The organism is Bacillus sp. 7894-2, from assembly GCF_002272225.1.
Taxonomy (GTDB): Bacteria; Bacillota; Bacilli; order Bacillales; family Cytobacillaceae; genus Cytobacillus.
In genome coordinates, this window is record NZ_NPDG01000004.1 from 133,816 (window position 1) to 159,408 (window position 25,593).

Genomic DNA, 25,593 nt, shown 5'->3' on the forward strand with positions numbered 1-25,593 from the left:
CGGCTTTTTTTGTCCTTTACCTGACCCTATTGGTTGTGAAAAAAAGGGACACCCGATAATATTAAAAGAGTGAAGAATTACTACTCGAAAGGATGTAATGAATGTTTAATCACACAGATGAACTATCCATCAGTTCCATTCGTACTTTATCAATTGACGCCATTGAAAAGGCGAACTCCGGCCATCCGGGCATGCCAATGGGAGCTGCTCCAATGGCTTATACACTTTGGACACGCTTCATGAACCACAATCCGAAAAATCCAGAATGGTTCAACCGTGACCGTTTTGTTCTTTCTGCCGGACATGGCTCTATGCTTTTATACAGCCTTCTTCATCTTTCCGGCTATGATGTTTCCATGAATGACATTAAAGAGTTCAGACAGTGGGGAAGCAAGACGCCCGGTCACCCTGAATTCGGCCATACACCTGGTGTTGACGCAACAACAGGCCCATTAGGACAAGGAATTGCTATGGCTGTCGGTATGGCTATGGCTGAACGCCACCTGGCTGCAACATACAATAAAGACAACTTCAATGTTGTTGATCATTATACATACAGCATCTGCGGTGACGGAGACCTTATGGAAGGCGTTTCGGCTGAAGCTGCTTCCCTTGCCGGCCACTTGAAGCTGGGCAGATTGGTTGTTCTTTATGATTCAAATGATATCTCACTCGATGGAGACCTTGATAGATCTTTCTCTGAAAGTGTTGCACAGCGCTTCAAGTCATACGGCTGGCAGTACATCCGTGTAGAAGACGGCAATGATCTTCACGAAATCGCAAAAGCAATTGAAGAAGCGAAACAGGATGAAAGCCGCCCGACAATGATTGAAGTGAAAACAGTCATCGGCTATGGTTCTCCAAACAAATCAGGCAAATCTGATGTTCACGGCGCTCCTCTTGGTGCTGATGAATTGAAATTAACAAAAGAAGCTTATAAATGGACATTCGAAGAAGACTTCCATGTTCCACAGGAAGTATATGAACACTTCAAGCAGCAGGTTGTGGAAAGCGGCTCTAAGAAGCAGCAGGAATGGGAAGCCCTTTTTGGACAGTATAAAGAAGCATATCCTGAGTTAGGAAAACAGCTGGACCAGGCGATCAATGGCGAGCTTTCAGATGGCTGGGATAAAGACATCCCTGTTTATGAAGAAGGAAAGAGCCTTGCAAGCCGTGCTTCTTCCGGAGAAGTGCTAAATGCTATCGCTCAGAACCTGCCTTCATTCTTTGGCGGATCCGCAGACCTTGCAGGCTCCAACAAAACAATGATAAAAGGTACTGGTGACTTTACGGCTGAATCATTTGATGGCCGCAACATCTGGTTCGGTGTACGTGAATTTGCAATGGGTGCTGCTTTGAATGGAATGGCGCTTCACGGCGGACTAAAAGTATTCGGCGGAACATTCTTCGTGTTCTCGGATTACCTTCGCCCGGCAATCCGTCTGGCTGCTCTTATGAACCTGCCTGTAACGTATGTATTCACACATGACAGTATTGCTGTCGGTGAAGACGGCCCAACGCATGAGCCTGTAGAACAGCTTGCTGCATTGCGTGCAATGCCAAACCTGTCTGTTGTCCGCCCCGCTGACGGAAATGAAACAGCAGCTGCCTGGAAAACAGCAATTGAATCAACAAACAAGCCAACTGCATTAGTATTGACACGTCAGAACCTTCCTACATTAAAAGGAACGGATTCAGCGGCATACGAAGGCGTACAAAAAGGCGGATATGTTGTATCTCCAGCTTCTAACAGCAATGCAGATGTATTATTGCTTGCTGCAGGATCAGAAGTCAGCCTCGCAGTTGAAGCTCAAAAAGCGCTTGAAGGTGAAGGCATCCATGCATCTGTAATAAGCATGCCTGCCTGGGACCGCTTTGAAGCTCAATCAAAAGAGTACAAAGAAAGCGTAATTCCTAAGACAGTCAAAAAACGTCTTGCTATTGAAATGGGATCTTCACTTGGCTGGCACCGCTATGCAGGAGACGAAGGCGATGTTCTTGCCATTGATACCTTCGGCGCATCAGCACCAGGTGAAAAAATCATGGAAGAATACGGATTCACAGTAGACAACGTTGTAGCACGTGTAAAAGCGTTGCTGCAGGGTTAATATTAACCGGGAAGGGAGAGCTGAGAGGCTCTTCCTTTTTTGCGCACAAAGCGGTAAATAGCCAGCCCATCATCAAAAAACAAGGTTACAAGCAATCAAATCGGGGAATATGCAATAGTGAATATTTGTAAAATAGTGAAACTGCATATTTTCTTCCACCAAGAATCCTCATAATCAAATGAATTCTTCGCTTTCGACAAAATTAGTGAAAGTTTTTAACAGCTTCAGACACATTCCTTAAATTTGTTTACTTATAATTGAAAGAAATGGATTGTCCCGGAAGGAGGGGCCAGATGAGAGCTTATCAATTGTATTTAATAGAAGATGAATTTGCGTCCCATTATTTTGGCAGAGAGCGGATGTTTTTTCAGCTGTTTGAAGAGTATGAGCGTTCGTCAGGTGAAATGAAGGCTATTCTATCGAAGCAAATTGATTTTGTGACTAAGCCGATCCCGGGTTTAAAAGTGCATCAATATATCCACCAGCAGCTTCAGAGAAAAAAAGACTTTATCATAGAAAAAAGTGCATACTATATAGAGATGAGTAAAAGAAGCAGGGCGAAGCTTGAAGTTTTTGAACGGAGTCTGGTTTTAGAAGCGGCCGGCAGCTATGAGGCAGAGACAGTTTTTTTCGAAGTGCTGCGAAAAAGCGAGTCTTCCTTTCTGGCTGTTGACCTCCAGCATAAGCGCTATGGGTGGCTAAAACCGATAAAAGAGAGAAAGTTCGTCTAAAATAAGAGAAAAACTGAAGCAAATATTGTATAATAACCTTTGGTCTAGTACACTGTATGATAGACAACATGAAGGAGGAAGTTAGTATGGGTATGTACATTCTAGTTGGTGTACTGGCGCTTCTTGCCGGTGTAGCACTAGGATTTTTCATTGCTCGAAAATATATGATGAGCTACCTTGAGAAAAATCCGCCAATTAATGAACAAATGCTTAAAATGATGATGATGCAAATGGGCATGAAGCCATCTCAAAAGAAGATCAACCAAATGATGAATGCCATGAACAAGCAGACTGGCAAGTAATCAGGGACAAGCATCCCATCGTAAACCACTTTTCTGTTACAATAACAGAAAGGTGGTTTTTTTATATCCAAAATGCAACCTTCTATGAAACAGACCGTATATATACTATGACAAATCGTGAAAGGAACGAGTAAAATGAAAAAATTAATTCTATTAGGGCTCCTTACCGTTTCCATGATATTAAGCGGCTGTTCGGTCTTGGGAGAAGTGAATAACTCCATTGGCTATGTTAATGAAGCGACTGAGCATATCAATACATTAAGCGACTTTGCCGAAGAGGCGCCGCAACTGATTCAGGAGGCGTCAGCGGACCCGGCATTAAAGCAGGAACTCGAAGACAGATTGATGACACTTAAGCAGGAAGTTGAGGAATTTATCGCCCTTCAGGATATCCCGACACTTGCAGAAGATGTTCATCAGGAGCTGGTGACCCAGAATGAAGCGATTCTGGCTGAGATCAATAAAGTATTGGAGGACGGCAGCCTTGCACTCGATCAGCTGGAGAAATCAGAGCTGTTCACTACCATTAAGGAGGCAACAAGCCTGATAAACCGCATAGAAGCATTAGGGCAATGAAGCATCCATTTAGGTGCTTTTTTTGTTAGGGGAAAAAATCTTCCTTATTTTCTCAATATTTGATAAACTATTTAAGCTATTATGGATTTCGGAGGATGGGGTATGAAGGTTTTTTGGGATTTGTTGTGGTTTTTTAAACAGGAGAAAAAGGCTTATGTAAACGGGATAATTCTGCTGTTATTCGTGGCTCTGCTTCAGCTGGTCCCGCCAAAGGTTGTCGGCATTGTGGTCGATTCGATTAAAAATGGCGAGCTGACTGCAAAAGCATTATTAATGTGGGTTGGACTTCTTGCTGCTGTTGCCCTCATGATGTATGTGCTCCGCTATTACTGGCGGATTATGATTTTCGGTTCAGCCGTAAAGCTGTCCAAACTCCTGCGCAACAGACTTTATCAGCATTTTACGAATATGTCACAGTCCTTCTACCAGAAAAAGCGGGTGGGAGATTTAATGGCTCATGCAACCAATGATCTGCAGGCCATTCAGCAGACGGCAGGAGCTGGTGTCCTTACCTTTGTAGATTCACTGGCGACAGGCGGTTTCGTAATCATCGCCATGGCAGCAACAATCAGCTGGAAGCTGACGCTGATCTGTTTGATTCCGATGCCCTTCATGGCACTTCTCACAAGCTGGTATGGAACACTTCTTCATAAACGGTTCCACAAAGCACAGGAGGCTTTTTCTTCACTGAATGACAAAACTCAGGAAAGTGTTTCAGGAATTAAAGTCATTAAAACATTCGGCCAGGAAAAAGAAGATATTGAAGATTTCCGCAGGCAGTCTGAAGATGTAGTGCAAAAAAACATTTCTGTTGCACGGGTTGATTCTTTGTTTGATCCGACGATCAGTATTATTGTAGGGATTTCTTTCTTCCTGTCAATTGCATTTGGATCAAGATATGTTATTGCAGGAGAGATGACAATCGGGCAGCTGGTTTCATTTACTACCTATCTTGGTCTCCTGATTTGGCCGATGCTGGCATTTGGCTGGCTGTTCAATATTGTCGAGAGAGGCCGCGCCTCCTATGATCGAGTCTCTGCTCTTCTTGCAGAAGAAATCGATATTAAGAATGATGAGGCTGGAATCAATGAAGTTCCAAGTGGTGATATTGAGTACAGGATTGAGAAGTTCGCCTATCCGGGTGAACATGAAGCGCTGCTTAAAGAAATTCATTTTAGACTGGAAAGAGGAGAGACTCTCGGCGTAGCAGGTAAAACGGGTGCTGGCAAAACGACATTGCTGAAGCTATTGATCCGTGAGTTTGAAGGCTATAAAGGTGAAATTCTTTTTGCCGGACATCCAATAAATCGCTATAAAATCGAAAAACTGAGGGAAGCGATTGGCTATGTCCCGCAGGAGCACTTCCTGTTCTCGGCCACCGTTGCTGAAAATATCGCTTTCACAAGGCCGGATGCAGACTTTGAAGATATTTATGCGGCAGCAAAACTGGCCAATATCCATGAAGATATTCTCGAATTCACAGATGGCTATAAAACCGTTGTGGGTGAAAGAGGGGTCTCGCTTTCCGGTGGGCAGAAGCAGCGTATTTCCATTGCACGAGCACTTATGATGAATCCGGAAGTATTGATTTTGGATGACTCCCTTTCTGCTGTTGATGCGAAAACTGAGGAAGCAATTCTTTCTTCATTGCGGTCCGAGCGGTCTGGCAAGACAACGATTATTACTGCTCACCGGCTGAGTGCCATTCAGCATGCGAATCTAATATTAGTGCTGGATGAAGGAAGGATCGTTCAGAGGGGAACTCATGCTGAACTAATGGCTGAAGACGGCTGGTATAAAAATATGTATCTGCGGCAGCAGCTGGAGGAGCTTGTAGAGCATGGGGGATAAATCAATGGAAAAGACACCGATTATGAAGGAAAAAGAGCAGCGAAAGGTCCTTTTCCGGCTGCTTTCCTATACAAAACCGCATAAAAAAACAATCACACTTGCCTTCAGTCTGCTTCTGTTAACAACGATTGGAGACATCCTGGGTCCGATTCTTGTTAAGATTTTTATCGATGATTATTTAACACCTGGAAATCTGGTTTTTGAGCCGTTATTTGCCCTGGGTGCAGCCTATCTGGGCATTCAGATCATGAATGTGCTGGTATCCTATTTTCAGCTGCTCAAATTTCAGGAAATCGCGCTGAAAATCATTCAGCAGCTGCGTGTGGATGTCTTTTCAAAGGTACAGTCACTGGGTTTAAAGTACTTTGATAAAACGCCGGCGGGAAGTATTGTTTCCCGGGTTACCAATGATACAGAGGCGATTAAAGATATGTTTGTCAGTGTCCTGGTTACCTTCATTCAGGGAGCCTTCCTTCTGACAGGGATCTTTGTGGCGATGTTTATCCTGAATGTGAAGCTTGCCCTGTTTTGTCTGGTAATTCTCCCGATTCTTTTTATGATTATCCGGACTTACCGCAAATACAGCTCTGTTTTCTATATGGACCTAAGGGAAAGGCTGAGTGAGCTGAATGCAAAACTGAGTGAATCACTGCAGGGAATGTCGATCATCCAGGTATTCAGACAGGATAGAAGGCTGCGAAAGGAATTTGGCGATATTAATGAGCAGCATTATAAGGCAGGGATGCGCAATATCAAAATGGATGGTCTGCTGTTAAGACCGGCCATTGACCTCGTGTATGTTCTGGCACTTATTATTGTATTGAGCTTCTTTGGGATTTCTTCTTTTAACAGTCCCATTGAAATCGGTGTGCTGTATGCCTTTGTAAGCTATCTGGACCGCTTTTTTGAGCCTGTGAATCAGATTATGATGAGGCTTTCCATGTATCAGCAGGCCATCATTGCCTCTTCAAGAGCGTTTGCGCTGCTGGACGAAAAGGAGGCTGCCCCAGCACAGGAGGCCTGCAATTCTGCTGAAATCAAGGAGGGAGAGATTGAGTTCAGGAACATCTGCTTCTCCTATGACGGCGAACGGGATGTTTTAAAAAACATCTCATTTTCTGCCAAACCGGGTGAAACCGTTGCCCTCGTAGGCCATACCGGCAGCGGCAAAAGCTCTATCATTAATTTAATGATGCGATTCTATGAATATGAACGCGGTGATATACTAATTGACGGAAGAAGCATTAAGTCATACCCAGCAGAAGAATTGCGTACAAAAATGGGTCTCGTCCTTCAGGATCCTTTCCTTTTTTACGGGACGATCAAGGATAACATCATGCTGCATAATGAAAGTATGACAGATGCTGAGATTGAAGCTGCAGCTCAGTTTGTTCAGGCTCATCCTTTTATAGAAAGGTTGGAAGGCGGTTATGACCATCCGGTAGTGGAGAGGGGATCGACTTTTTCAAGCGGGCAAAGACAGCTTATTGCTTTTGCAAGAACGATTGCTGCCAATCCGAAAATTCTTGTACTGGATGAAGCAACAGCTAATATTGATACTGAAACAGAAGAAGCCATTCAGACAGCACTGAAAGAAATGAGAAAGGGCCGCACGACGATTGCGATTGCTCATCGCTTGTCTACCATACAGGATGCCGAATTGATTCTCGTTCTTCATCAAGGGGAAATAGTAGAAAAAGGAACGCATCAGGAATTGCTTGCGAAGCGGGGATTGTATCATAAAATGTACCTGCTGCAGAATGGATCTGCTGAAAAAGTGGAGGATGCAGCAGGTTAATGGAGTAACAAAAAACAGCCTGCAGGTACTGCATGGCTGTTTTTTAATGTGTCTGCACTTTTTTAATGAAGCTTCGGTTATATTCATTTAATAGGGCATCCAATTCCTGGCTGTATCGGATTGCTGCGGCAGAGCTTAAGCCGCTTTTCATGGCCACTTGAATTAACTCTGTTCTTTTTTGTTCGATTAATGTAAGCAGTTCCTGTTTACACATGGCCAATAATTCCTCTCTGATCATTTCTTATATGTAGGCTTTACTTTGCCAATTTGAATCCATGTCAAAAGCTGAAAGATACTAACAGAATTTGTTAAGATCTATACTAGTATATCGAATTATGGTAATAAATTCAAAAGAAACTTGTTTTAAACTTTAGTAACATTTACATTAAAATTACATGTTCCAGGTTGAAAGTAAATATGAATTTTAGTAGCAGCTTGTGACACAAAACGTTCACATACTATCCATTATCTTTTCTAGATGGGATTTGTTAGAATGAAATTGGAATGAATGAGTATCAGGAGTTGTGACTATGACAGATTTGAATGTATTTATTGCATTAGGTGCAGGGTTTTTAAGCTTTGTTTCACCTTGTTGCCTGCCATTATATCCGGCCTTTTTATCGTATATCACCGGAATGTCTGTAGGGGAAATTAAAGAAGAAAATGCGATGATGCAGAGAAGGAGCATGCTTCATACACTATTCTTCCTGATCGGATTTTCGGCCATTTTTATCGCAATTGGGTTTGGAACAACCATGCTTGGTCAATTCTTTCAGCAATACCAGGATTTAATCAGGCAAATTGGCGCCATCTTTGTATTTATCTTTGGATTATTAATTGTAGGCATTATTAAGCCTGAATTTCTTATGAAAGAAAGGCGGTTTGAATTTAAGAATCGTCCATCAGGCCTTCTGGGATCTGTTCTGATCGGAATGGCATTCGCAGCAGGCTGGACCCCATGTACAGGTCCAATTTTAGGGGCGGTTTGGTCATTAGCTGTCTCAAATCCGAATTCTGCAATGGTTTACATGATTGCCTATATTCTTGGCTTTGCTATTCCATTCTTTGTTCTTTCCTTCTTCATCGGGAAAATGCAATGGATCAGGCGAAACAGCGCCAAGATTATGAAAATCGGCGGTGTGTTGATGATGATTATGGGTGTAGTATTATTCTTTGACTGGATGACAAAAATCATTATCTTCCTTTCACCGTTATTTGGCGGATTTACTGGTTTCTAAAAGCAAGGGCACATTCAAGTTGGGAATGTGCCTCTTTTTTTGTTATAAGGAAAAAGGGCTATGACAGCTGGTCGAAATTTGTCATAATCTTTCAATTGAAATATATCAGATAGTTCGATATATTGAAATATGTGTTCTTACGGAGTGGATTAATGTATCTCTCTAAAGGAATGATTTTTTTCTGCGAGAGGTTTAAATAAATGTTATTATGGGTATTTTTTACTATATATGTAGTATAATAGAGATATAACTTCCAATGCACTACAAGGGGGAAACAGCGGTGGCGAGAATTTTAATAGTTGATGATGCGAAGTTTATGAGGGTTACGCTGAGCAGCATTCTGAAAAAAGCCGACCATGAAATTGTGGGAGAAGGGGAAAACGGAAAGGAAGCCGTGGACCTATTCGCAAATCTGAAGCCGGATCTGGTGATGATGGATATTACGATGCCAGAAATGAGCGGGCTTGAGGCAGTCCGGGAAATTAAGAGGGACAACCCTAATGCAAAAGTTATCATGTGTTCAGCCATGGGCCAGCAGAAGGTAGTGGTTGAATCCATTGAAGCCGGCGCGAAGGATTTTATAATAAAACCATTTGATGAAGGCCGTGTATTAGAAGCGGTAAATCGGGTATTAAGTTAAGAGCTGACTCGGGGTACCCTGGACATAAGGATTTGTCCGGGTATCAGCTGGAGTGGCTTTTTTTGATGAACTTTTATCCTTCTGAGTACCTTAATCAAGCCTAGTAAGATATAATATGGTAGTAATCATAAGATATAATATGGTTAGTAATCAAATGAAATAGAGGATGAAATCGAATGGACTTTGTATTAATTTCATCAATCGGTGCCGTATTTATGGCAATCTTCGCTATGTTCATCCGCATGAAGGCTGCAAAAAAGCCGGCTTCGGCAAAGAAAATCATCTTGCCGCCGATTTTTATGAGCACAGGTGCTCTTATGTTTACCGTTCCTTATTTTCGTGTTACTCCATTGGAGATCCTGGAAGCAGCCACAGTTGGAATGCTGTTTTCCATCCTTTTAATTAAAACATCCTCCTTTGAAATCAGGGACAGCGAAATTTATCTGAAGCGCTCCAAAGCATTTGCTTTTATATTAATAGGGTTGCTTGTAGCCCGCATCATTGGAAAAATAGCTCTTAGCTCAACCATCGACTATGGACAGCTGAGCGGCATGTTCTGGATTCTCGCATTTTCGATGATTGTACCGTGGAGAATTGCCATGTATATGAATTATCGGAGGCTTCATCACGAGCTGAACGGATCGGGAAATCCCAAAACAACTTAATAGATTGAAAGCCGCCTGGCATTGCGCTCGGCGGCTTTTGCATTGTTATTTAATGGACTCCATTTTTGGGGTCCCATAGTCCATACATTTTCCGGATTTCTACGATTTGGCCAATGTGATAGGCATTGTGGATGGTTAAGTTTGAAATGACAGACGACCAGGATTCGATCGGTTCCTTATAGGCGGAGGAGAGAAGCTTGTCTTCACTGCTTTCTTCAAGGGCTTTGATCCACTCAGTCAAGCCATTTTGAAGAGCTTTTATGGCAGAATGCCAATCCTCGTCAGTAACGGATTCATTGAGCTTGAAAGTTTCGTCATTGGCGATATGGGTTTGGGAGAGCGGCAATTCTTTGAACCTGGTTAGATAGCGGTCATTCCAGAAGGTAAGGTGGGTGACAATCTGCCAGATGGAATTACCGGTTCCTGACTTATAAGATGCTTCTTTTGCTGATAATCCTCCGATGGCAGCTGATAGCGGGACAAACCAATTGGGCTGGTCGAGGCAGGCGGATAGCTGTTTTAATAAGACTTCTTTTGTAGTCATTGGATTACTCCTTTATGGATAGAGTTACTCTCCATTTCTATTCAATATAGGTGGTGAGTATCCTTCTTAAAGTCGGAAAAAATAAAAAACCATTTCGGTCTTCCGAAATGGCTTAGAATAAATGTTCATATGGCGTGATACTTATCTGTTTTTCTGTCAACTTCTTGCGCAGAAATTTGTGGTCCCGTTTCGGCGTGGCTAGAATATAGCCTCGAATCAGAAGGTCCTGATCAATTTGATCTGCCTTTTCATTTACAGCAAGTTCTCCAATTTTGCCGGCAATCTTCATTCTTGCAACATCCCTGAATAGTTCAGGAACTGGACTTACGAGATCCTCCAGCAAATCTTTTTCCCTCTGCTGCCATAAATGCCGCGTTTCATTGACATAATGCTCTTCCCAATCCAAATCCGATTTGCCGTCTTCTTTCGGCATGCGCTTTAAAAACTTGCGGAACATAAAAAAACCGCCAATCGCAAAGAACGAAATCAGAATGACAACCCAGAACAATATAAAATACATAAACCAGCCTTCTAGCATTTTCCTTCACCTACACACATATTTTCCTGTTCTTATTATAAGCCTTGTCCCGAGAAACGACAAGAAAGGAGGCATAAGTCTTGAAAGCAGCTCCGTTAGCCCTTATAATAGGAAGAGTCTTTACGGGGCTGATTGGGGTGCTGGTGCCCTCCACGGTCTTCAAAACCGCTTGTGACCTGCGTGCCAGGTCAGCTGGGTTCGATTCCCAGGCGGTCCCGCCAACTATACATACAACCGCAAGGGTTTTAGCCATAGGAAGCGCAGGGACGTATCTCCCGCTTCTTCATAAAAAAATCAAACACTCTGAAACTTATTTTCCACAAAAGTAAGATATACCTTAAACCTTCTCTTTGATTCTTTTCTCTTACCGAACCTTACTCACTTATTCCTTTTTCATAATCCCTGCTGCCTGAAGCTTAGCTAATAGCTCGTTATAGTCAGCTACTAACTCAGGAAGTGTTGTTGCTGTAGAGTCGGCTTGGTGCTCTATTTGAAAACTAACCTCATCAGGTTGTATCTTAATGAGCGTGCCTAAACCTGGTATCAATTTTTTTGCCTCGTGTGTCATCGTAACTTCCTCCTTTTTCATCAAAATTCTTCACTGCTTTTTTCCGGAGTCAATGCAATAATCAGCCCCATCGTGTTTGGTGGAACGCTGGCAAGCAGGAACCACCAGTTGCCGGTAGCAATAGAAAGAATCGTAAAAATAATAAGTGACACGGCCACGACGGAAATTCCGAATTTGACCTTAGAAGGTTTCAAAGGCTCTGACATATTCATATTGATGGACAGTATCACGCCTGTAATACCCCAGCTCGCCATATGAACAAGCATGATGACTCCCAGAACCATGGCGGCGTTTAGTTCAATCCCGAATATGACAAGAGTAAATAAAATATAGATGGATGCAAGGGTGAAAAACCAAGAAATGGACCTGGCCTTTTGCCAAATATGGTCATGCAGTTCATCCAGCCCACGCTGCTTTTTGGCCATACGGCGGCCAAACCACCAAGCTAATATACCCATCAAAGCCCCTCCGTATAATCCTACCAATCCACCAATTTGTACTGCCATTATTCCTCTCCCCCTTCTTCCAAAATAAAGACTTCTTCAATGATCCGACCGAATACCTTTGAAATCTTATATGCGAGTTCCAATGATGGATTATACTTCCCCGATTCAATCGCAATGATGGATTGTCTCGAGACGCCAACCTGTACGGCCAGGTCCTCTTGCGTCATTTTTGCTTCTTTGCGCAGATCTTTTATACGGCTTTTCAACTTCTCCACACCTCCGATTATTTTTGTAAAGTCAACTTTACAATCGGTGTGAGTTAAGCGTACTTTACATTTGGTTGAATGTCAAGGTGAGTTTACATTTATTTTCAACACTTCTGAATCAGGCATTTTTGCTAGATGATAAATTTGAGGGTGCATATACTGCTTTTGATTCTTCACTTAGAGACTTAAGGATAGAAGAAATTATTAGATCATTGAAAATGGAAGGCAATGAAAGCGCAAGGATGAGAATAAACGATGAAGGAGATTGGGTTTCTATACAGGAAGTAAATGTAAATAACAAGGAGAGTTTTCTTTCTTACTATTCTAAATTAAGAAAAACTCACTTTATCAATTGTTGGCATAGAAATGATATTGAGTCACAGGCTATGTGGAGTCAATATACGAATAACAGGCAGGGAATTGCTATCAAAACTACGATAGGAAAATTAAGAAAAGCTCTTGAATCTACGAGTAGGGTAATGATTGATGAAGTAGAATACATTGATTATGATCATGGCAAGTTCAGTGAACAGCATATTAAGAACTATCCACATTCTTCTGTCTTTTTTCACAAAAGGCAACCTTTTGAACATGAAAGTAAGTTTCGTGTAGTTTTGATGAATTTCCAAAAATTGGAGGATGGTAAGGGTAATAAGAAAATGGAATTTGACAACCAAGAGCAAATATCTGGCATTAAGATACCTATTGACTTAAGTGGTCTAATTGACGGTGTTTATGTTGACCCTGCATCAAATAAAGAATATGGAGAGATAATAAATTCCCTGTTGAATGTTTATGGGGTAAAGGATGAAAAGGGTAATATACTTACTGTTGCGCAATCAAGTTTAAATAAAGTACCGACCTATTAATACTTCTTCATACACCCTCTTGGGTGTTTTTTTTCAAGGTTTTGTATCGATCTTACAACAAAAAGTTGTATTGGATTATTCAGTGGTCATTGAAAGTGTTGCATGAATAATTGTTTGTAATTTGGAGAATATAGGTGAAACATTGAAAAACAAAAGGTTTTTCGCATTTCAAGATAGAAACTAAAGCAAGAAAATGTTATAATACAATAAGAATGCTACAGGCTGATTGGGGTGCTGGTGCCCTCCACGGTCTTCAAAACCGCTTGTGACCTGCGTGCCAGGTTAGCTGGGTTCGATTCCCAGGCGGTCCCGCCAACTATATATATGATTTCCGCATAGTGGAATGCTGTGCGGCTTTTTTGTGCCATTCATATATTCTTTTTAGGCAATCAGAGGATAATTGTTTCTGTTTCTATGTATTGTGAGGCTATAGTGATGATAGACTGAAAATAGTTAAGCAGCAAAGAGCATTAAATTAGGAGGAAATTAATTCATGGATAATAATGATATATTAATTCGATTGAGATATGCGTTAGAAATCAAAAATAGTGAAATGGCAGAGATCTTTAAACTTGGAGGAACTGAAGTGTCAGTACCAGAGGTGGTAAGGATTCTCAAAAAGTCTGATGATGAAGAAGAAAATGACAGCCAAATAATATTGACAAATAGTATGTTAAATTCTTTTTTTAATGGCTTTATTATCTATAAAAGAGGTAGACAGGAGCCGAAACCAGGTCAAACAAATACGCCAGAACCGACCATTGAAAATTATTCAAACATAAACAATATCCTTTTAAAGAAAATCAAAATCGCTTTGTCCTTAACAACAGAGGACATGTTAGATATATTCAAAAAAGCTGGATTAAACGTATCAAAAGGTGAGCTCGGGGCCTTTTTAAGAAAAGAAGGTCATAAAAATTATAAAGTTTGCTTAGACAATTTTGCCAGAAACTTCTTAAAAGGACTAACGATCAAGTATAGGGGATAAGGTAAAGCAATTTAATAATAACCGGGCCAAAGAAATGATTACGGCCCGGTTTTGGAATAATGCGAGCCAGTCTGAGAAAAATGCTCTAGGCATCTAGAGAAATAGTTATTAAGTTAAAGACTGAGGATGAATTGGGTGGATGACCACAAGATTGGGCTTAGAGGAAATTCCTTATTTCATTTTATAAAACACTAGCCAAAATACACTTCCACACTTTTTTCTTTCTGTGCTGTTGCCAAACAGTTTTGGATAAAATGCAGGATCTGTTTTTGATCCCAAGATGTACACTCACTTTCAATCAGTGAAGCATTAGTATTAAAAAGTTTGTTATATTCATTCAAAGCCTTTTCAAATTGTTGTAACGAGAAATTCGAACTCTTACCTGATCCACTAACTCCCGCATAGAACTGATTTGCATCAAGTAAACCGTACAGCAGCATGGCATTGCTATTCCCCATGCTAAAACGGGCATAAGCTATTTCTTCCCTTGCTTTATTCCAGCCATATATATCATGACCCATTTAATATTCCTCCTTCAAATTCAAATTGTTATTAATGGTGCTGTGGGTTAGTTTACATGGCAAACCACTCCTTTCACATGTATATATTTATAGGAAATTATGATTGAGATAGTAGTATGAGAGATGATTTTGACCAAGGGATTTAAGGATCACTGTTTTAACTGGGAGGTTTGAGTGGAGTTTAAGGAGATTCGAGTAGCGATTTTTCGATTGGATTATCTTCAGAGAAAATAATACCACATTTCGCATCATTTAAATTTTGAATTTTAAAAAATTATCAACAATTATGTGAACGATTTCCTCGGTATATAAAGCAATATTCAAAAATGTAATTGGCTTTCTTAGCGGGAGCAATGGTGCTGAATCCGTCTGGGATAATTCGTTTAGTTCTGAGAGGTAATGCATCTTTAAAAAAACCGAGCCTCAGAAATAATGGAGTCTCGGTTTTGGGGTATGGGATCCTAGTCGCTAGTAGTCTGGAGATATCTTTTCAGCTATTCCCCATTTTCCTTATACAAATCAACAACACCTTCAGCCATCTCCCTCACACTTTTCCTTAGGAAAACCGGGTGTACAATCTTTATCTGATTACCGAACCCTAGTATATACTCTCTAGCCTCTTGTTCGGTATCAAAGCTAAGGGTTACAGGAATCCATCCATTTTCCTTAGGCGAATCCGTGTGAAGTACTTGAACAAATCGCCCGGTAAAATTAATCCGCTGAAGAATGGCTGGTGAAATCTCCGCTTCCACCTCAAATTTAGGCAGGCTGCTAATAAATCTTTGCTTCAATTCCTGCCAATAGTCTGCGAGATCAAAGTCATTCGGCCAGCTGAAATTCTCATTAATCACCTCGGCATCAATTATTCTTGAAACACGGTAGGTTTTTATCATTTCATCAGACCCAGCTATTAGATACCAAGTGTTCCCTTTGGCAACCAGTCCTAACGGCTCAACTATTCTTTCGCTTGTTTGTTTATCTGCTTTTTCGTATTGAATCTGAAGTTTTTTCTCCTCCCAAACGGCCTGCTGTACGATTCCAAAGGACTTCATTTCCCGTGGTGTTTGCCTCCACGTGCCGGTATCGATATGAATCCGGTTGGAAATGTCTTTCACATCCTCTTTCAGTGGAGCAGGAATGGCCGCCAGAAGTTTTTGTCGTGCTTCTTTCCAATTATTGCTGATGCCGAGGTCTGCAAGGTGCTGGGAGGAGGGGGAGAGAAGCAATGCCTTGATTTCTGCTGCTTTTAACCCGGTAAGATTTGTTCTGTAATTCTCAAGCAGTTTCCAGCCGCCGAATTTTCCACGTTCAGCCAGAACAGGGATGCCAGCGGCACTTAAGGCTTCCATATCCCGGTGTATAGTCCGCTCCGTTACCTCTAACTCTTTTGCCAATTCCCTTGAGGTCATTCTTTCGTTATTTTGAAGCAATAATACGATCGCAATGAGTCTGTCTGCACGCAATCTGTTCACCCCTGCTAAAAAAGTTTTAAATATGACATTAGATGTCAACATTAATGATTATAGTATAGATATAACATAAAAGGAGGCAGATCGGAATGAATTCATTAAAAGGGAAGGTAGCGCTGGTAGCCGGCGGAACACGGGGAGCTGGCCGCGGCATCGCCATGGAACTCGGAGCTGCAGGTGCGACAGTGTATATTACAGGCCGTACAACACGAAAACAGACGTCGGAATATGGACGCAAGGAAACCATTGAAGAAACGGCTGAATTGGTCAATGAGCTGGGTGGAACTGGAATAGCTGTTCAAGTGGATCATCTCATACCGAATCAGGTGCAATCATTGATTGAAAAGATTGAGAGAGAACAAGGCAGGCTGGATATCCTCGTTAATGATATATGGGGAGGCGAAAATTTGATTGAATGGGACATTCCTGTCTGGGAGCATTCCATGGAGAAGGGAATGAGAATGCTTCGTCTGGCGATTGATACTCATATTATCACAAGTCATTATGCCCTTCCGCTTTTAATCAAAAACAAAGGGGGATTAGTAGTCGAAGTAACAGACGGAACAGAAGAGTACAACCAACATCGCTACCGGGTGTCTCTTTATTATGACTTGGCCAAAAGCTCTGTCATCCGTATGGCCAAGGCATTGGCCCACGAGCTTTCGCCTTTTGACTGCACCGCGGTTGCTGTTTCACCCGGATGGATGCGTTCAGAAATCATGCTCGAGGTGTTTGGGGTCACAGAGGAGAATTGGAAGGATGCTGCCGAAAAAGAGCCTCATTTTGTGATATCTGAAACACCAAGGTATATAGGACGGGCAATTAGTGCCATTGCAAAAGATCCTGATAAAAATCGGCTGAACGGCGGATCCTTTTCAAGCGGGGAGCTGGCGAAAATGTATCATTTTCATGATCTGGATGGTTCTCAGCCGGAGGCTTTCAGATATCTGGTTGAGGTCCAGGAGGCGGGGAAACCGGCCAATGCTGAAGGATATAGATAGCTTTTCATTGTAAAAACTCCTTTGCAGAACTCTGCAAAAGGAGTTTTTTATTTGTTTAAGGGAACAAGATTTAGTTATCCAAATTTTGGTGAATAATATCACTTTAATCGTTATAATAAAATCAAATATACAAATAATTAGGTACATTGAGGGGAGAATGCTCTTGATCATCCCAGCAAAAAATAAACCTGTTTTACCCTTGACGATAAGTGTAAAAGAAATAGAATCCATTGTTGAATGGTTCGATCAGCATCAGCGATCCCTCTATATACTCGGCTGGTCCTATCTGGGGAACCAACTTAAAATTGAGGAGCTATTTTATCGTGCCATTTTACAGGTGCATAAGGAGCTGCCGAAGTTTAAGAACAGCACATCATTTGAACTGCGGGTTTTATCTATTTTTATTCGTATCTGCAGGGAGCTTTCTATTGAAAATAGTTTAATAGCTTCAGAGGAAAGTGTATTTCATGCACTGCAGCAGTTAAAAGAGCAGGAAAGAGAGGTGCTGGTCTTAACCTATATAAAAGGAATCTCCAGAGAGGAAACCGCACAGCTTCTTCAATTGTCATCTGAACAGATAAAGGGGTTTTTATTTTCAGGGTTCCAATTGCTCAGAAAAGGATTGGGAAATGGAGAGGACTATCAGGGCTGCAATGAATACCAAAAGCTTTATGTAAATTACCTGGAAAGAAAACTGGAACGGCCGCGGAAAATCGATTTTGAAATGCATATCTATCATTGCCATAACTGCCAGGATGATCTGGCATCTCTGCAGGAAACCATCTTGAACTTCTCTGAAACCATTGAGACATTCAGCATACCTGCAGGTTTCATAGAAAACGTAAAAGAACGAGTCTCACAAAGGGAAAATCTCCTTAAACAAAAAAAGACTAAGCGTAAAAGAATTGGACTTATTTCAGCAAGTGTCCTCGTCTTCTTCATGTGCACAGGTTTTTTCACCGGGATTTTTTCGAAAGTCTATTTCTCATTGACAGAAGAAAATCAGGAGCTGCGCATTTTTCTCCAGGAGGATTTAGGTGAAAGGCTCGGGCTGGAAGCTGAAAGCAATGGGGTTAAAATAAAGATTAAGAGTGTAATTGCTGATGAGATTCAAACTCTTATTTTTTATGAAATAGAAGATGCCAATGAGAACAATCAATATATGATTAACATTGATGATGGCATTTTTATTGAGGACGAAATGAAAATAATGGCGGCAAATACCTATCCTATGTATATACCGCCAGAAATGGAGTCAGATCTTAATAAAAAGGAAAAGAACATTTATCATGGGAAAATGAGTCTGAGGCCGCTGAAAGAAAATGAAGCCACCATTCAGCTCAATATTAATAAGATTATGAAATTAAAACGAAACTCTTCAGATTCATTTGTGAATATGGAACCGGAAGAAGGGAAGTGGAACTTTGACATTCCTGTTACAAAAAGTCCCTCCATCGAGTATGCATTGAATGAAGAAGTTGAAATTGAGGGGATAGCAGTCTTGATTGATAAACTAATCCTTGCTCCAACAGGAACAATTCTGCAATATGGGCTCAAAAATGAACAGCCGGAGAAGCGGATTGACATGATCAATTTTAAAAATCTGGAAATTAACAAAAAAGTAGCTGAAGCTGATTTATACGGGAACTCATACGTGCATGCACAGCCTGATTTAAGATGGAGCAAGTTCCAGGCGCATTTTAAACCACTATTTGAAAAAGAAACCGATGAAGTCAAAGTTCGATTCGATAGTGTTTATTTGTCAATTGTAGACAATAAAACGATTGCCCTTAATGCTTCGAAGGAATATCCGCAAACCTTTGAATATGCGGGCAGTACCATTTCAATAGATAAGGTGGAAATGGGTCAGTCTGCTACTGTTGTTTTCAGCAATTACGAAATTAAGAATCGGGCGTATGAATCACTTCATTACAATTTGGTGACTGAAGAAGGTGATGATTTCTCAATGGAGATGGATCATGAAGGAATTATTATAGATCAAAATGGAAAAGAGTATGATATGAAAAAGATTACGCCAAAAATATACGAAGAAATTGAGCAGCCCCGCCACTTCTTTACTGTTCAAAGTACACAGATACATGGCAAGAAAGTGACTCCTAAATCACTGGAGATTTATGGGTATAGCACGACGAAATATTTAGATGATGAAATAGAGCTGGAAACTGAGCTGATAGAAGCAGGTACCTGATTGGTGCCTGCTTGTTTTTATAAAATCATCGACTCCACCAGTTCCGCCCTGATTTTCGTAATATGCCCCTCCATCAATTCCTTTGCTTTATCCCCATTTCCAGAAGCAATAGCCAGATAAATTTCCTTATGCTCCTCGATGGTATCCTCGTAACGGGACAGATCCTTAAACCGATGATTCTGGGTAGCTCTAATGGTTTCTTCCATATGTCCTTTGAGGGTATGGATCAATTCAATGAAAATCGAGTTATGGGTGGCCTCGGCAATTCCGACGTGAAAGTCCAGATCTGCTTTTAACCCTAACTCGGGATCTTTTATGGACAGCGCCATATTATGTAAAGCAATACGCAGCTTTTCCAGGTCTGCCGGGGTGGCTCTTTTGGCTGCAAGGAAGGAGGATTCAGCTTCCAGTGCACGCCTCAGTTCAAGCATTTCATATACCAGCGGGTTTTCTGCTTTGACAGCTGTGAGGATCACTTCTTTGCTTGATTGGATATCAGAGACTTTAACGTAGCTTCCGCCTCCCTGGCGGATATCGATGAGCCCGTTCAGTTCCAGGGTTCTGAGGGCTTCTCTGATGGTTGTCCGGCTGACATTGAATTGAACTGCCAATTCTCTTTCTGAAGGCAGCCGTTCACCTGGTTTAAGATTTCCTCCCAAATAGCATTCTATCAATTTATCTGCTAAAAGCAGATAGGTCTTTTTTTTCTCTGTCATTCCCCGTACCCTCTTTTCAAAATAGGCCTCTCTTACTTTCCTAAATGTAACAGACCTAAAATCTATTAATCAATACTATAAAAATAATAAAATAAATAATTGAATTTTTCTGATAAGTTAGTATAATTAATTTAACTTGTTGGACCAATTATGACATTGGTTTGACCAAATTCCTCGAATAAGAAAGAAGGAGTAGAGATGGAAACAGCGAGTATGACCCTCCTGCAGGCTTTAAGAGAGTTTCTTACTGGGCAGCAGGTGACAGAAAATCAGACAGTAAGAGAATTACATGGCAGGGATGAATCATATCATATGGAGAGTCTTCCTGACCTGGTTGTTTTTCCGGAAACCGCCCAGCAGGTCAGTGAAATTGTGAAGCTGGCAAACAAATACAAAGTTCCAATTGTTCCTTTTGGACTGGGATCCAGTCTTGAGGGGCATGTGATACCGTACGAACATGGAATTACGATTGATTTTTCGCTTATGAATAAAGTTCTCGAAGTACGTGAGAATGACTTTCTTGTTAGGGTGCAGCCTGGTGTGACCCGCACACAGCTCAACAAGGAATTAAAAAAGTATGGATTGTTTTTCTCTGTGGATCCGGGAGCGGATGCTACGCTTGGCGGAATGGCAGCAACGAATGCCAGCGGAACTACTTCTGTAAAATATGGAGTCATGCGTGATCAGGTGCGTGATCTTGAAGTGGTACTTGCTGATGGGTTGATCATACATACAGGTAATTTAGCTGCTAAATCCTCATCCGGATACCATTTGAATGGTTTATTCGTTGGTTCAGAGGGGACGCTTGGCTGCTTTACGGAATTGACATTAAGAGTTTATGGAATTCCGGAGCACGTGATGGCAGCAAGAGCTTCTTTTCCATCATTGAACGATGCGGTTGAAGCGGTTGTTTCCATATTACAGGCAGGTGTTCCGATTGCGAGGGTGGAGCTTGTGGATGAACCATCCATGAAGCAGGTAAACCTGTTCAGTGAAACAAACTATAACGAAAGCCCAACACTCTTTTTGGAGTTTCACGGCAATGAAGCCGGCTTGAAGCAGGATGTCGCATTTACAAGAGAAATTGTTGAAGACCATCATTGTCTCGATATAGAATTTGAAACTGATAATGCAGCAAGAAATCGCTTGTGGGAGGCCAGACATAACCTTGCTTATGCCTATATCCATGGCCATCCAGGAAAGAAAATGATGGTGACGGATGTTTGTTTGCCGATTTCAGAACTTTCTGGCGCTATCAGCCATGCGAGGGAAGCGGTCGATACACTGGGACTTCCTGGAGGAATCGTCGGACATGTGGGGGACGGAAATTACCATACACTCCTGATGATTGATATGAGTAATCCCGAAGAGGTGGCAAAAGCAGAAAAGTTCAATGAACAAATTGTTCTCTATGCTCTCGAACGGGGCGGTACCTGTACGGGTGAGCATGGTGTAGGGATAGGCAAGCAGAAGTATCAGCAAGAAGAACATGGTCAGGCGCTTCAGGTTATGGAAAAAATCAAACGTGCCCTTGATCCAGATAATCTTTTCAACCCAAATAAAATCTTAAAGACAAAAGAAGGAGCGTGATGATATGAAGGTATTAGAAGCGGTCAGTACCATTGCAGGAAAATATTTTGCGGTGTGGGTTATCTTAACATCGGTTATTGCCTTTATGTTTCCAGACCCATTTTTAGGGTTGGGAGGCTATATCACCATCCTACTCGGCGTCGTCATGTTTGGAATGGGGCTTACACTGAAGGCAGTCGATTTTAAAATCATCTTTACGAAACCTCTGCCTGTGTTAATCGGTGTTTGTGCACAGTTCATTATCATGCCGCTTGTCGCTTTCGTCATTGCGAAACTTTTGAATTTGCCGGCAGAATTGGCAGCCGGACTTGTTTTGCTCGGATGTGTACCAGGGGGAACGGCCTCTAACGTTATGGTGTATCTGGCAAAGGGAAATGTACCATTGTCCATCGCCATGACTTCCGTTTCAACTCTACTGGCGCCGATCATGACACCGCTGCTACTCCTGTTGCTTGCGGGACAGTGGATGCCGGTTGATGCTGTTGCCATGTTTATGTCTATTGTCCAGGTTATCATTCTACCGATTGTTCTTGGTTTGGCTATCAAGAAATTCTTCCCGGCAGCCGTGGAAAAAAGCTTAACTGTTTTACCGCTTATTTCAGTAGCGGCAATTATCACGATTGTGGCTGCAGTCGTTTCAGGCAATTCAGCAACCATTGCCGCATCAGGGCTTCTGATTTTTACAGCTGTCATGCTCCACAATGGATTCGGACTCCTGCTTGGCTACTTTGCAGGAAAAGTGCTTGGTCAGGATGAAGTAAACCGAAGAGCAATTGCTATTGAAGTTGGCATGCAGAACTCAGGTCTGGGCGTTGCACTTGCTACCGCTCATTTTGGTCCATTGGCAGCATTGCCAAGCGTGCTGGCTGCTGCCTGGCATAACATTTCAGGGCCGGTTCTGGCGACTTATTGGTCAAAGAAACCTGCTGTTGAAAGGGAAGAGGAGACGTCAGTTCGTCCTGTTGAAGTGAAATTGTAGGAATGTAATTTGGGGCCTGCTTTTATCTGCATGAAAAAGAACTGATAATAGCGGGCAAATCCAGCGTAGCCTATTTTCTGTATGAGCGGGCAGGTATACCGGGAACAATTTTATGCGGGTCAGGAAGTAGTTAAAAATCAGAATTAAGACTTTAAAAAGCTGCTCATATCATTGGGCAGTCTTTTTTTGCATTTTAATAAAAATAGTGTTGACTAACAGAAAATTTTGGAATATATTTTAATTAACAATTAACAAACTGTTAATTAAAAAAGAGGTGAACAAAAATTGAAAAACAAATTCATTACACCAGATGGCTATACAAGTGATATTGCCGTTTTTACTATTACTTCAGAACAAACGGGAGAATATAAACCTCCAAAAAAAGAGTTGAAAATGATGCTAATCAGACGAAGCGAACTGGATCATGAAGGAAATCCGAATATGGAAGCAGGAAAGTGGGCGCTGCCGGGAGGGTTTGTACGTCCTGGTGAGTCAGCACTGCAGGCTGCAGAGCGCAAGCTGTCAGAGGAAACCGGAGTGGAGGGGCTGAAAATAAAGCATTTTGGTGTCTACGATTCTCCCGGCCGGGATCAGCGGGGATGGATTATATCTAATGCGCATTATGTTATTGCTAATGAAGCGGACTTAAGGACCAGGAAAACAACATATGACGCATCTGAAGTTAAGCTGTTTACTCTAGAAGAGGCTCTTGAACTTGAGCTCGCTTTTGATCATCGGACAATTATCGATGATGCACTTTGGTTTATTAAAAAAGATATGGCGCTGACAACACTGGCCAAGCATTTTCTTCCTGATGAATTTGTGCTTTCTGAACTGCAGGGGGTCTTATTGACAGTGTTGGATGATCCATCGATCTCGACTGATGCTGCCTTTTTCAGAAAAGCACCGACATTGCCATTTATTGAAGCGGTATCGGAAGACGGAAAGCCAAAGAAATCAAACCGCTATTCTAAAACACCTGCTCAGCTTTATCGATTCAATGATTACCAGCCGATTGTGTCCGTATATAGAAATAAGCTTCAAGGGTGAAAATCCAAATTAACAAAGGGGAGAGATTCACATGGGGATTTTTAAGAACTGGACCCGGTTTGAAATAATATGGCTAATAATATTTACATTGGTCAACATTTATCTTTTCTTTGTCTGGTCAGATTCACTGCTTGGCCTGATTTCATCCATAAGCGGCATGTTATGTGTGGTGCTGGTGGCAAAGGGGAAGATTGCCAACTATTACTTTGGCATCGTTCAGACCCTTACTTATGCTTATATTGCTTATGGATATGGTCTTTATGGAGAAGCCATGCTCAATGCCCTGTTTTATTTTCCTGTGCAATTTATTGGTATTTATCTGTGGAAGCAGCATAAAACCAATCGGGATGTTAAAGGGGAAGATGTGAGAGTTAAAAGCCTGACGAAAACAGGCTGGATCTATACATTAGCATCTATCGCCGTCCTTACAATTGGATATGGGTTTTTCCTAAGATATTTAGAGGGTAATTTTGTCTGGACGGATTCCGCTACAAACGTTCTTTCTATAACTGCGCAAATACTGATGCTAAAGAGATTTGCAGAGCAATGGATCCTCTGGATCTCTGTAAATGTATTATCCATTATCCTTTGGGCGGGTGCTCTCATCACACAGGGCGGCAATGACTTTTCGATGCTAGTCATGTGGACTGCTTTCCTGGTTAACAGTATTTATGGATACATGAACTGGCGGAAACTATATGTGAAACAGAATAAGGAGGGGGTTTAAATGACAGTCGGGTTTATTGGAGGCAAGTTTCTTCCCCTGCATCTTGGCCATGTCTATGCCATTGTTCAGGCCTCATCCATCGTTGACGAACTGTACGTTGTGCTGTCCCATAGCGAACTGCGTGACAGGCAATTGTGCGAGCATTCTAAAATGGCTTATATTCCGCCGCATATCCGTTTGCGCTGGCTCAGTCAATTAACTAAAGATATGCCGCATGTGAAGGTCATTTCCATAAAAGACGATCAGGGGGATGAAAATTACAATTGGGCAGAAGGTGCTAGTAATATAAAAAAGGCAATTGGAAAGCGCATTGATTATGTATTTAGTTCAGAGTATGAATATAACGATATTTTTAATGAACTTTATCCAGAGGCCAAACACGAATTGATTGATCCCAATCGTAGATATGTGAATATTTCGGCAACAGCAATCCGTAATGAAGGCGTTTTTCATCATTGGGAGTACATCCCTGACTTTGTAAAACCTTATTTCGTTAAAAAGGTTGTTGTAGCAGGGACTGAAAGCTGCGGTAAATCTACCTTGACTAGAAATCTTGCTAAAATTTACAACACTTCCTATGTGGAGGAATATGGCCGAACCGTATGCGAAGAATTAGGCGGCTGTGATGGGATTATGGTTAAGGAAGATTACCACAAAATTGCCTATGGCCATAAGCTTGAAGAAATCAAGGCGATTGAAAAAGCAAACAAAGTTGTTTTTATCGATACGGAGGCAATTGTGACTCAATTCTATTCCAACCTTTACAACGATGAACATCAAGCAGTACTGGATGAAATTGCAAACCTGCAGGATTATGACCTGTGGCTATACCTGGAACCTGATGTGAAATGGGTGGATGATGGACTTCGGGTTCACGGAGAGAATGAGGTAAGACTCCAAAACAACCAGGCTTTAAAAACATTGCTGAAAAATCATAATGTTGATTATAAAATACTGAGCGGTGATTACAAGGAACGGTTTCAGAGTGCAAAAGGGCATATTGAAGAACTGCTGAAAATTTGAGAGAGTGTTTGACAAAAAAAATAATTTTCTTAAAAGCTAATGAAACCATTTCATTTCGTATAACTTCAATAATATGGTTTTCCTAATGAAGAAGATACATGTGTATATTTTCCTCTTCATCAGGAATTTTCTTGTAAAAAAACATCTTTTTTAAAGGCTGTTTTCGCAAAGTTTGTTGCT

Annotated in this window: 27 protein-coding genes and 1 tRNA gene; 19 read left to right on the top strand and 9 right to left on the bottom strand. The window is 41.5% G+C overall.

The features are described from left to right. The first annotated feature begins 101 nt into the window (after positions 1–101). The 6 genes from tkt (at position 102) to CHI10_RS01115 (ending at position 7,366) form a co-directional block, all read left to right on the top strand. The gene (tkt, locus tag CHI10_RS01090) at positions 102–2,108 is read left to right on the top strand and encodes a transketolase (protein ID WP_095242437.1); all 2,007 of its coding nucleotides are present in this window, start codon (positions 102–104) and stop codon (positions 2,106–2,108) included. 293 nt (positions 2,109–2,401) lie between these two features. Then, complete coding sequence (gene sirA / locus CHI10_RS01095; protein WP_048008923.1) at positions 2,402–2,839, top strand: sporulation inhibitor of replication protein SirA; 438 nt, start codon at positions 2,402–2,404, stop codon at positions 2,837–2,839. 86 nt (positions 2,840–2,925) lie between these two features. Beyond that, positions 2,926–3,141 carry a YneF family protein gene (locus tag CHI10_RS01100; RefSeq protein WP_009330559.1) on the top strand — a complete coding sequence of 72 codons (216 nt, stop codon included), beginning with the start codon at positions 2,926–2,928 and terminating at the stop codon, positions 3,139–3,141. A 135-nt stretch (positions 3,142–3,276) separates the two neighbouring features. Further along, entirely contained in the window at positions 3,277–3,717 is a 441-nt protein-coding gene (locus CHI10_RS01105; protein WP_286136681.1) for a DUF6376 family protein, read from the top strand. Between the two features lie 102 nt (positions 3,718–3,819). Further along, positions 3,820–5,568, top strand: coding sequence for an ABC transporter transmembrane domain-containing protein (locus CHI10_RS01110; protein ID WP_095242438.1), 1,749 nt, complete (start codon positions 3,820–3,822; stop codon positions 5,566–5,568). A gap of 4 nt (positions 5,569–5,572) precedes the next feature. Continuing rightward, positions 5,573–7,366 carry an ABC transporter ATP-binding protein gene (locus CHI10_RS01115; RefSeq protein ID WP_095242460.1) on the top strand — a complete coding sequence of 598 codons (1,794 nt, stop codon included), beginning with the start codon at positions 5,573–5,575 and terminating at the stop codon, positions 7,364–7,366. 43 nt (positions 7,367–7,409) lie between these two features. Here CHI10_RS01115 and CHI10_RS01120 read toward each other — a convergent pair whose 3' ends face one another. Continuing rightward, positions 7,410–7,580, bottom strand: coding sequence for an aspartyl-phosphate phosphatase Spo0E family protein (locus tag CHI10_RS01120; RefSeq protein ID WP_048009069.1), 171 nt, complete (start codon positions 7,578–7,580; stop codon positions 7,410–7,412). 316 nt (positions 7,581–7,896) lie between these two features. On the opposite strand from CHI10_RS01120, the gene CHI10_RS01125 reads away from it, so the two are divergent. The 3 genes from CHI10_RS01125 (at position 7,897) to CHI10_RS01135 (ending at position 9,909) form a co-directional block, all read left to right on the top strand. After that, positions 7,897–8,604 (top strand): cytochrome c biogenesis CcdA family protein, encoded by a 708-nt coding sequence (locus tag CHI10_RS01125; protein WP_095242439.1) that lies wholly within the window; start codon positions 7,897–7,899, stop codon positions 8,602–8,604. A 280-nt stretch (positions 8,605–8,884) separates the two neighbouring features. Further along, positions 8,885–9,244: a response regulator gene (locus tag CHI10_RS01130; protein ID WP_095242440.1), complete on the top strand. Its 360-nt coding sequence runs from the start codon at positions 8,885–8,887 to the stop codon at positions 9,242–9,244. Positions 9,245–9,420: 176 nt separating this feature from the next. Continuing rightward, positions 9,421–9,909 carry a CcdC family protein gene (locus CHI10_RS01135; RefSeq protein WP_095242441.1) on the top strand — a complete coding sequence of 163 codons (489 nt, stop codon included), beginning with the start codon at positions 9,421–9,423 and terminating at the stop codon, positions 9,907–9,909. 49 nt (positions 9,910–9,958) lie between these two features. On the opposite strand, the gene CHI10_RS01140 is transcribed toward CHI10_RS01135, so the two are convergent. Both CHI10_RS01140 and CHI10_RS01145 read right to left on the bottom strand, forming a co-directional pair. Further along, positions 9,959–10,453, bottom strand: a complete 495-nt coding sequence (locus CHI10_RS01140) for a DinB family protein (RefSeq protein WP_095242442.1) — start codon at positions 10,451–10,453, stop codon at positions 9,959–9,961. 112 nt (positions 10,454–10,565) lie between these two features. Then, positions 10,566–10,991, bottom strand: coding sequence for a DUF2621 domain-containing protein (locus CHI10_RS01145; protein ID WP_048008916.1), 426 nt, complete (start codon positions 10,989–10,991; stop codon positions 10,566–10,568). A 124-nt stretch (positions 10,992–11,115) separates the two neighbouring features. Here CHI10_RS01145 and CHI10_RS22160 point away from each other — a divergent pair. Next, positions 11,116–11,212: transfer RNA gene (locus CHI10_RS22160), tRNA-Sec, on the top strand. A 161-nt stretch (positions 11,213–11,373) separates the two neighbouring features. Here the strand turns inward: CHI10_RS22160 and CHI10_RS01155 are convergent. Genes CHI10_RS01155 through CHI10_RS01165 form a run of 3 tightly spaced genes read right to left on the bottom strand, consistent with a single transcriptional unit; the run spans position 11,374 to position 12,271 of the window. Further along, on the bottom strand, positions 11,374–11,559 hold the full coding sequence (locus tag CHI10_RS01155; RefSeq protein WP_095242444.1) for a hypothetical protein: 186 nt from the start codon (positions 11,557–11,559) through the stop codon (positions 11,374–11,376). A gap of 20 nt (positions 11,560–11,579) precedes the next feature. Then, positions 11,580–12,065, bottom strand: a complete 486-nt coding sequence (locus CHI10_RS01160) for a hypothetical protein (protein ID WP_095242445.1) — start codon at positions 12,063–12,065, stop codon at positions 11,580–11,582. Next, positions 12,065–12,271, bottom strand: coding sequence for a helix-turn-helix transcriptional regulator (locus CHI10_RS01165; RefSeq protein ID WP_095242446.1), 207 nt, complete (start codon positions 12,269–12,271; stop codon positions 12,065–12,067). The genes CHI10_RS01160 and CHI10_RS01165 overlap by 1 nt, the downstream gene beginning before the upstream one ends. 86 nt (positions 12,272–12,357) lie before the next feature. On the opposite strand from CHI10_RS01165, the gene CHI10_RS01170 reads away from it, so the two are divergent. Next, positions 12,358–13,140, top strand: coding sequence for a DUF2971 domain-containing protein (locus CHI10_RS01170; protein WP_095242447.1), 783 nt, complete (start codon positions 12,358–12,360; stop codon positions 13,138–13,140). Between the two features lie 493 nt (positions 13,141–13,633). Further along, on the top strand, positions 13,634–14,128 hold the full coding sequence (locus CHI10_RS01175) for a YehS family protein (protein WP_095242448.1): 495 nt from the start codon (positions 13,634–13,636) through the stop codon (positions 14,126–14,128). Positions 14,129–14,319: 191 nt separating this feature from the next. Here the strand turns inward: CHI10_RS01175 and CHI10_RS01180 are convergent, their stop codons facing one another. Further along, on the bottom strand, positions 14,320–14,649 hold the full coding sequence (locus CHI10_RS01180; protein ID WP_095242449.1) for a hypothetical protein: 330 nt from the start codon (positions 14,647–14,649) through the stop codon (positions 14,320–14,322). A gap of 494 nt (positions 14,650–15,143) precedes the next feature. Further along, on the bottom strand, positions 15,144–16,112 hold the full coding sequence (locus tag CHI10_RS01185; protein WP_095242450.1) for a helix-turn-helix transcriptional regulator: 969 nt from the start codon (positions 16,110–16,112) through the stop codon (positions 15,144–15,146). Positions 16,113–16,207: 95 nt separating this feature from the next. Here CHI10_RS01185 and CHI10_RS01190 point away from each other — a divergent pair, with 95 nt between their 5' ends. Continuing rightward, on the top strand, positions 16,208–17,119 hold the full coding sequence (locus tag CHI10_RS01190) for an SDR family oxidoreductase (RefSeq protein ID WP_095242451.1): 912 nt from the start codon (positions 16,208–16,210) through the stop codon (positions 17,117–17,119). A gap of 157 nt (positions 17,120–17,276) precedes the next feature. Continuing rightward, positions 17,277–19,328 (top strand): DUF4179 domain-containing protein, encoded by a 2,052-nt coding sequence (locus tag CHI10_RS01195; RefSeq protein WP_286136692.1) that lies wholly within the window; start codon positions 17,277–17,279, stop codon positions 19,326–19,328. A 17-nt stretch (positions 19,329–19,345) separates the two neighbouring features. On the opposite strand, the gene CHI10_RS01200 is transcribed toward CHI10_RS01195, so the two are convergent. Continuing rightward, positions 19,346–20,044 carry a FadR/GntR family transcriptional regulator gene (locus CHI10_RS01200; RefSeq protein WP_095242453.1) on the bottom strand — a complete coding sequence of 233 codons (699 nt, stop codon included), beginning with the start codon at positions 20,042–20,044 and terminating at the stop codon, positions 19,346–19,348. Positions 20,045–20,242: 198 nt separating this feature from the next. Here CHI10_RS01200 and CHI10_RS01205 point away from each other — a divergent pair, with 198 nt between their 5' ends. From CHI10_RS01205 to nadR, 5 genes are all read left to right on the top strand, one after another. Continuing rightward, a complete protein-coding gene (locus CHI10_RS01205; protein WP_095242454.1) occupies positions 20,243–21,634 on the top strand; it encodes an FAD-binding oxidoreductase in 1,392 nt (463 codons plus the stop codon). Between the two features lie 4 nt (positions 21,635–21,638). Further along, a complete protein-coding gene (locus CHI10_RS01210; RefSeq protein WP_095242455.1) occupies positions 21,639–22,613 on the top strand; it encodes a bile acid:sodium symporter family protein in 975 nt (324 codons plus the stop codon). Between the two features lie 285 nt (positions 22,614–22,898). Beyond that, positions 22,899–23,663 (top strand): NUDIX domain-containing protein, encoded by a 765-nt coding sequence (locus tag CHI10_RS01215; protein ID WP_095242456.1) that lies wholly within the window; start codon positions 22,899–22,901, stop codon positions 23,661–23,663. A gap of 31 nt (positions 23,664–23,694) precedes the next feature. Further along, on the top strand, positions 23,695–24,390 hold the full coding sequence (gene pnuC / locus CHI10_RS01220) for a nicotinamide riboside transporter PnuC (protein ID WP_095242457.1): 696 nt from the start codon (positions 23,695–23,697) through the stop codon (positions 24,388–24,390). Next, on the top strand, positions 24,391–25,413 hold the full coding sequence (gene nadR / locus CHI10_RS01225; protein ID WP_095242458.1) for a multifunctional transcriptional regulator/nicotinamide-nucleotide adenylyltransferase/ribosylnicotinamide kinase NadR: 1,023 nt from the start codon (positions 24,391–24,393) through the stop codon (positions 25,411–25,413). Positions 25,414–25,593: the final 180 nt, after the last annotated feature.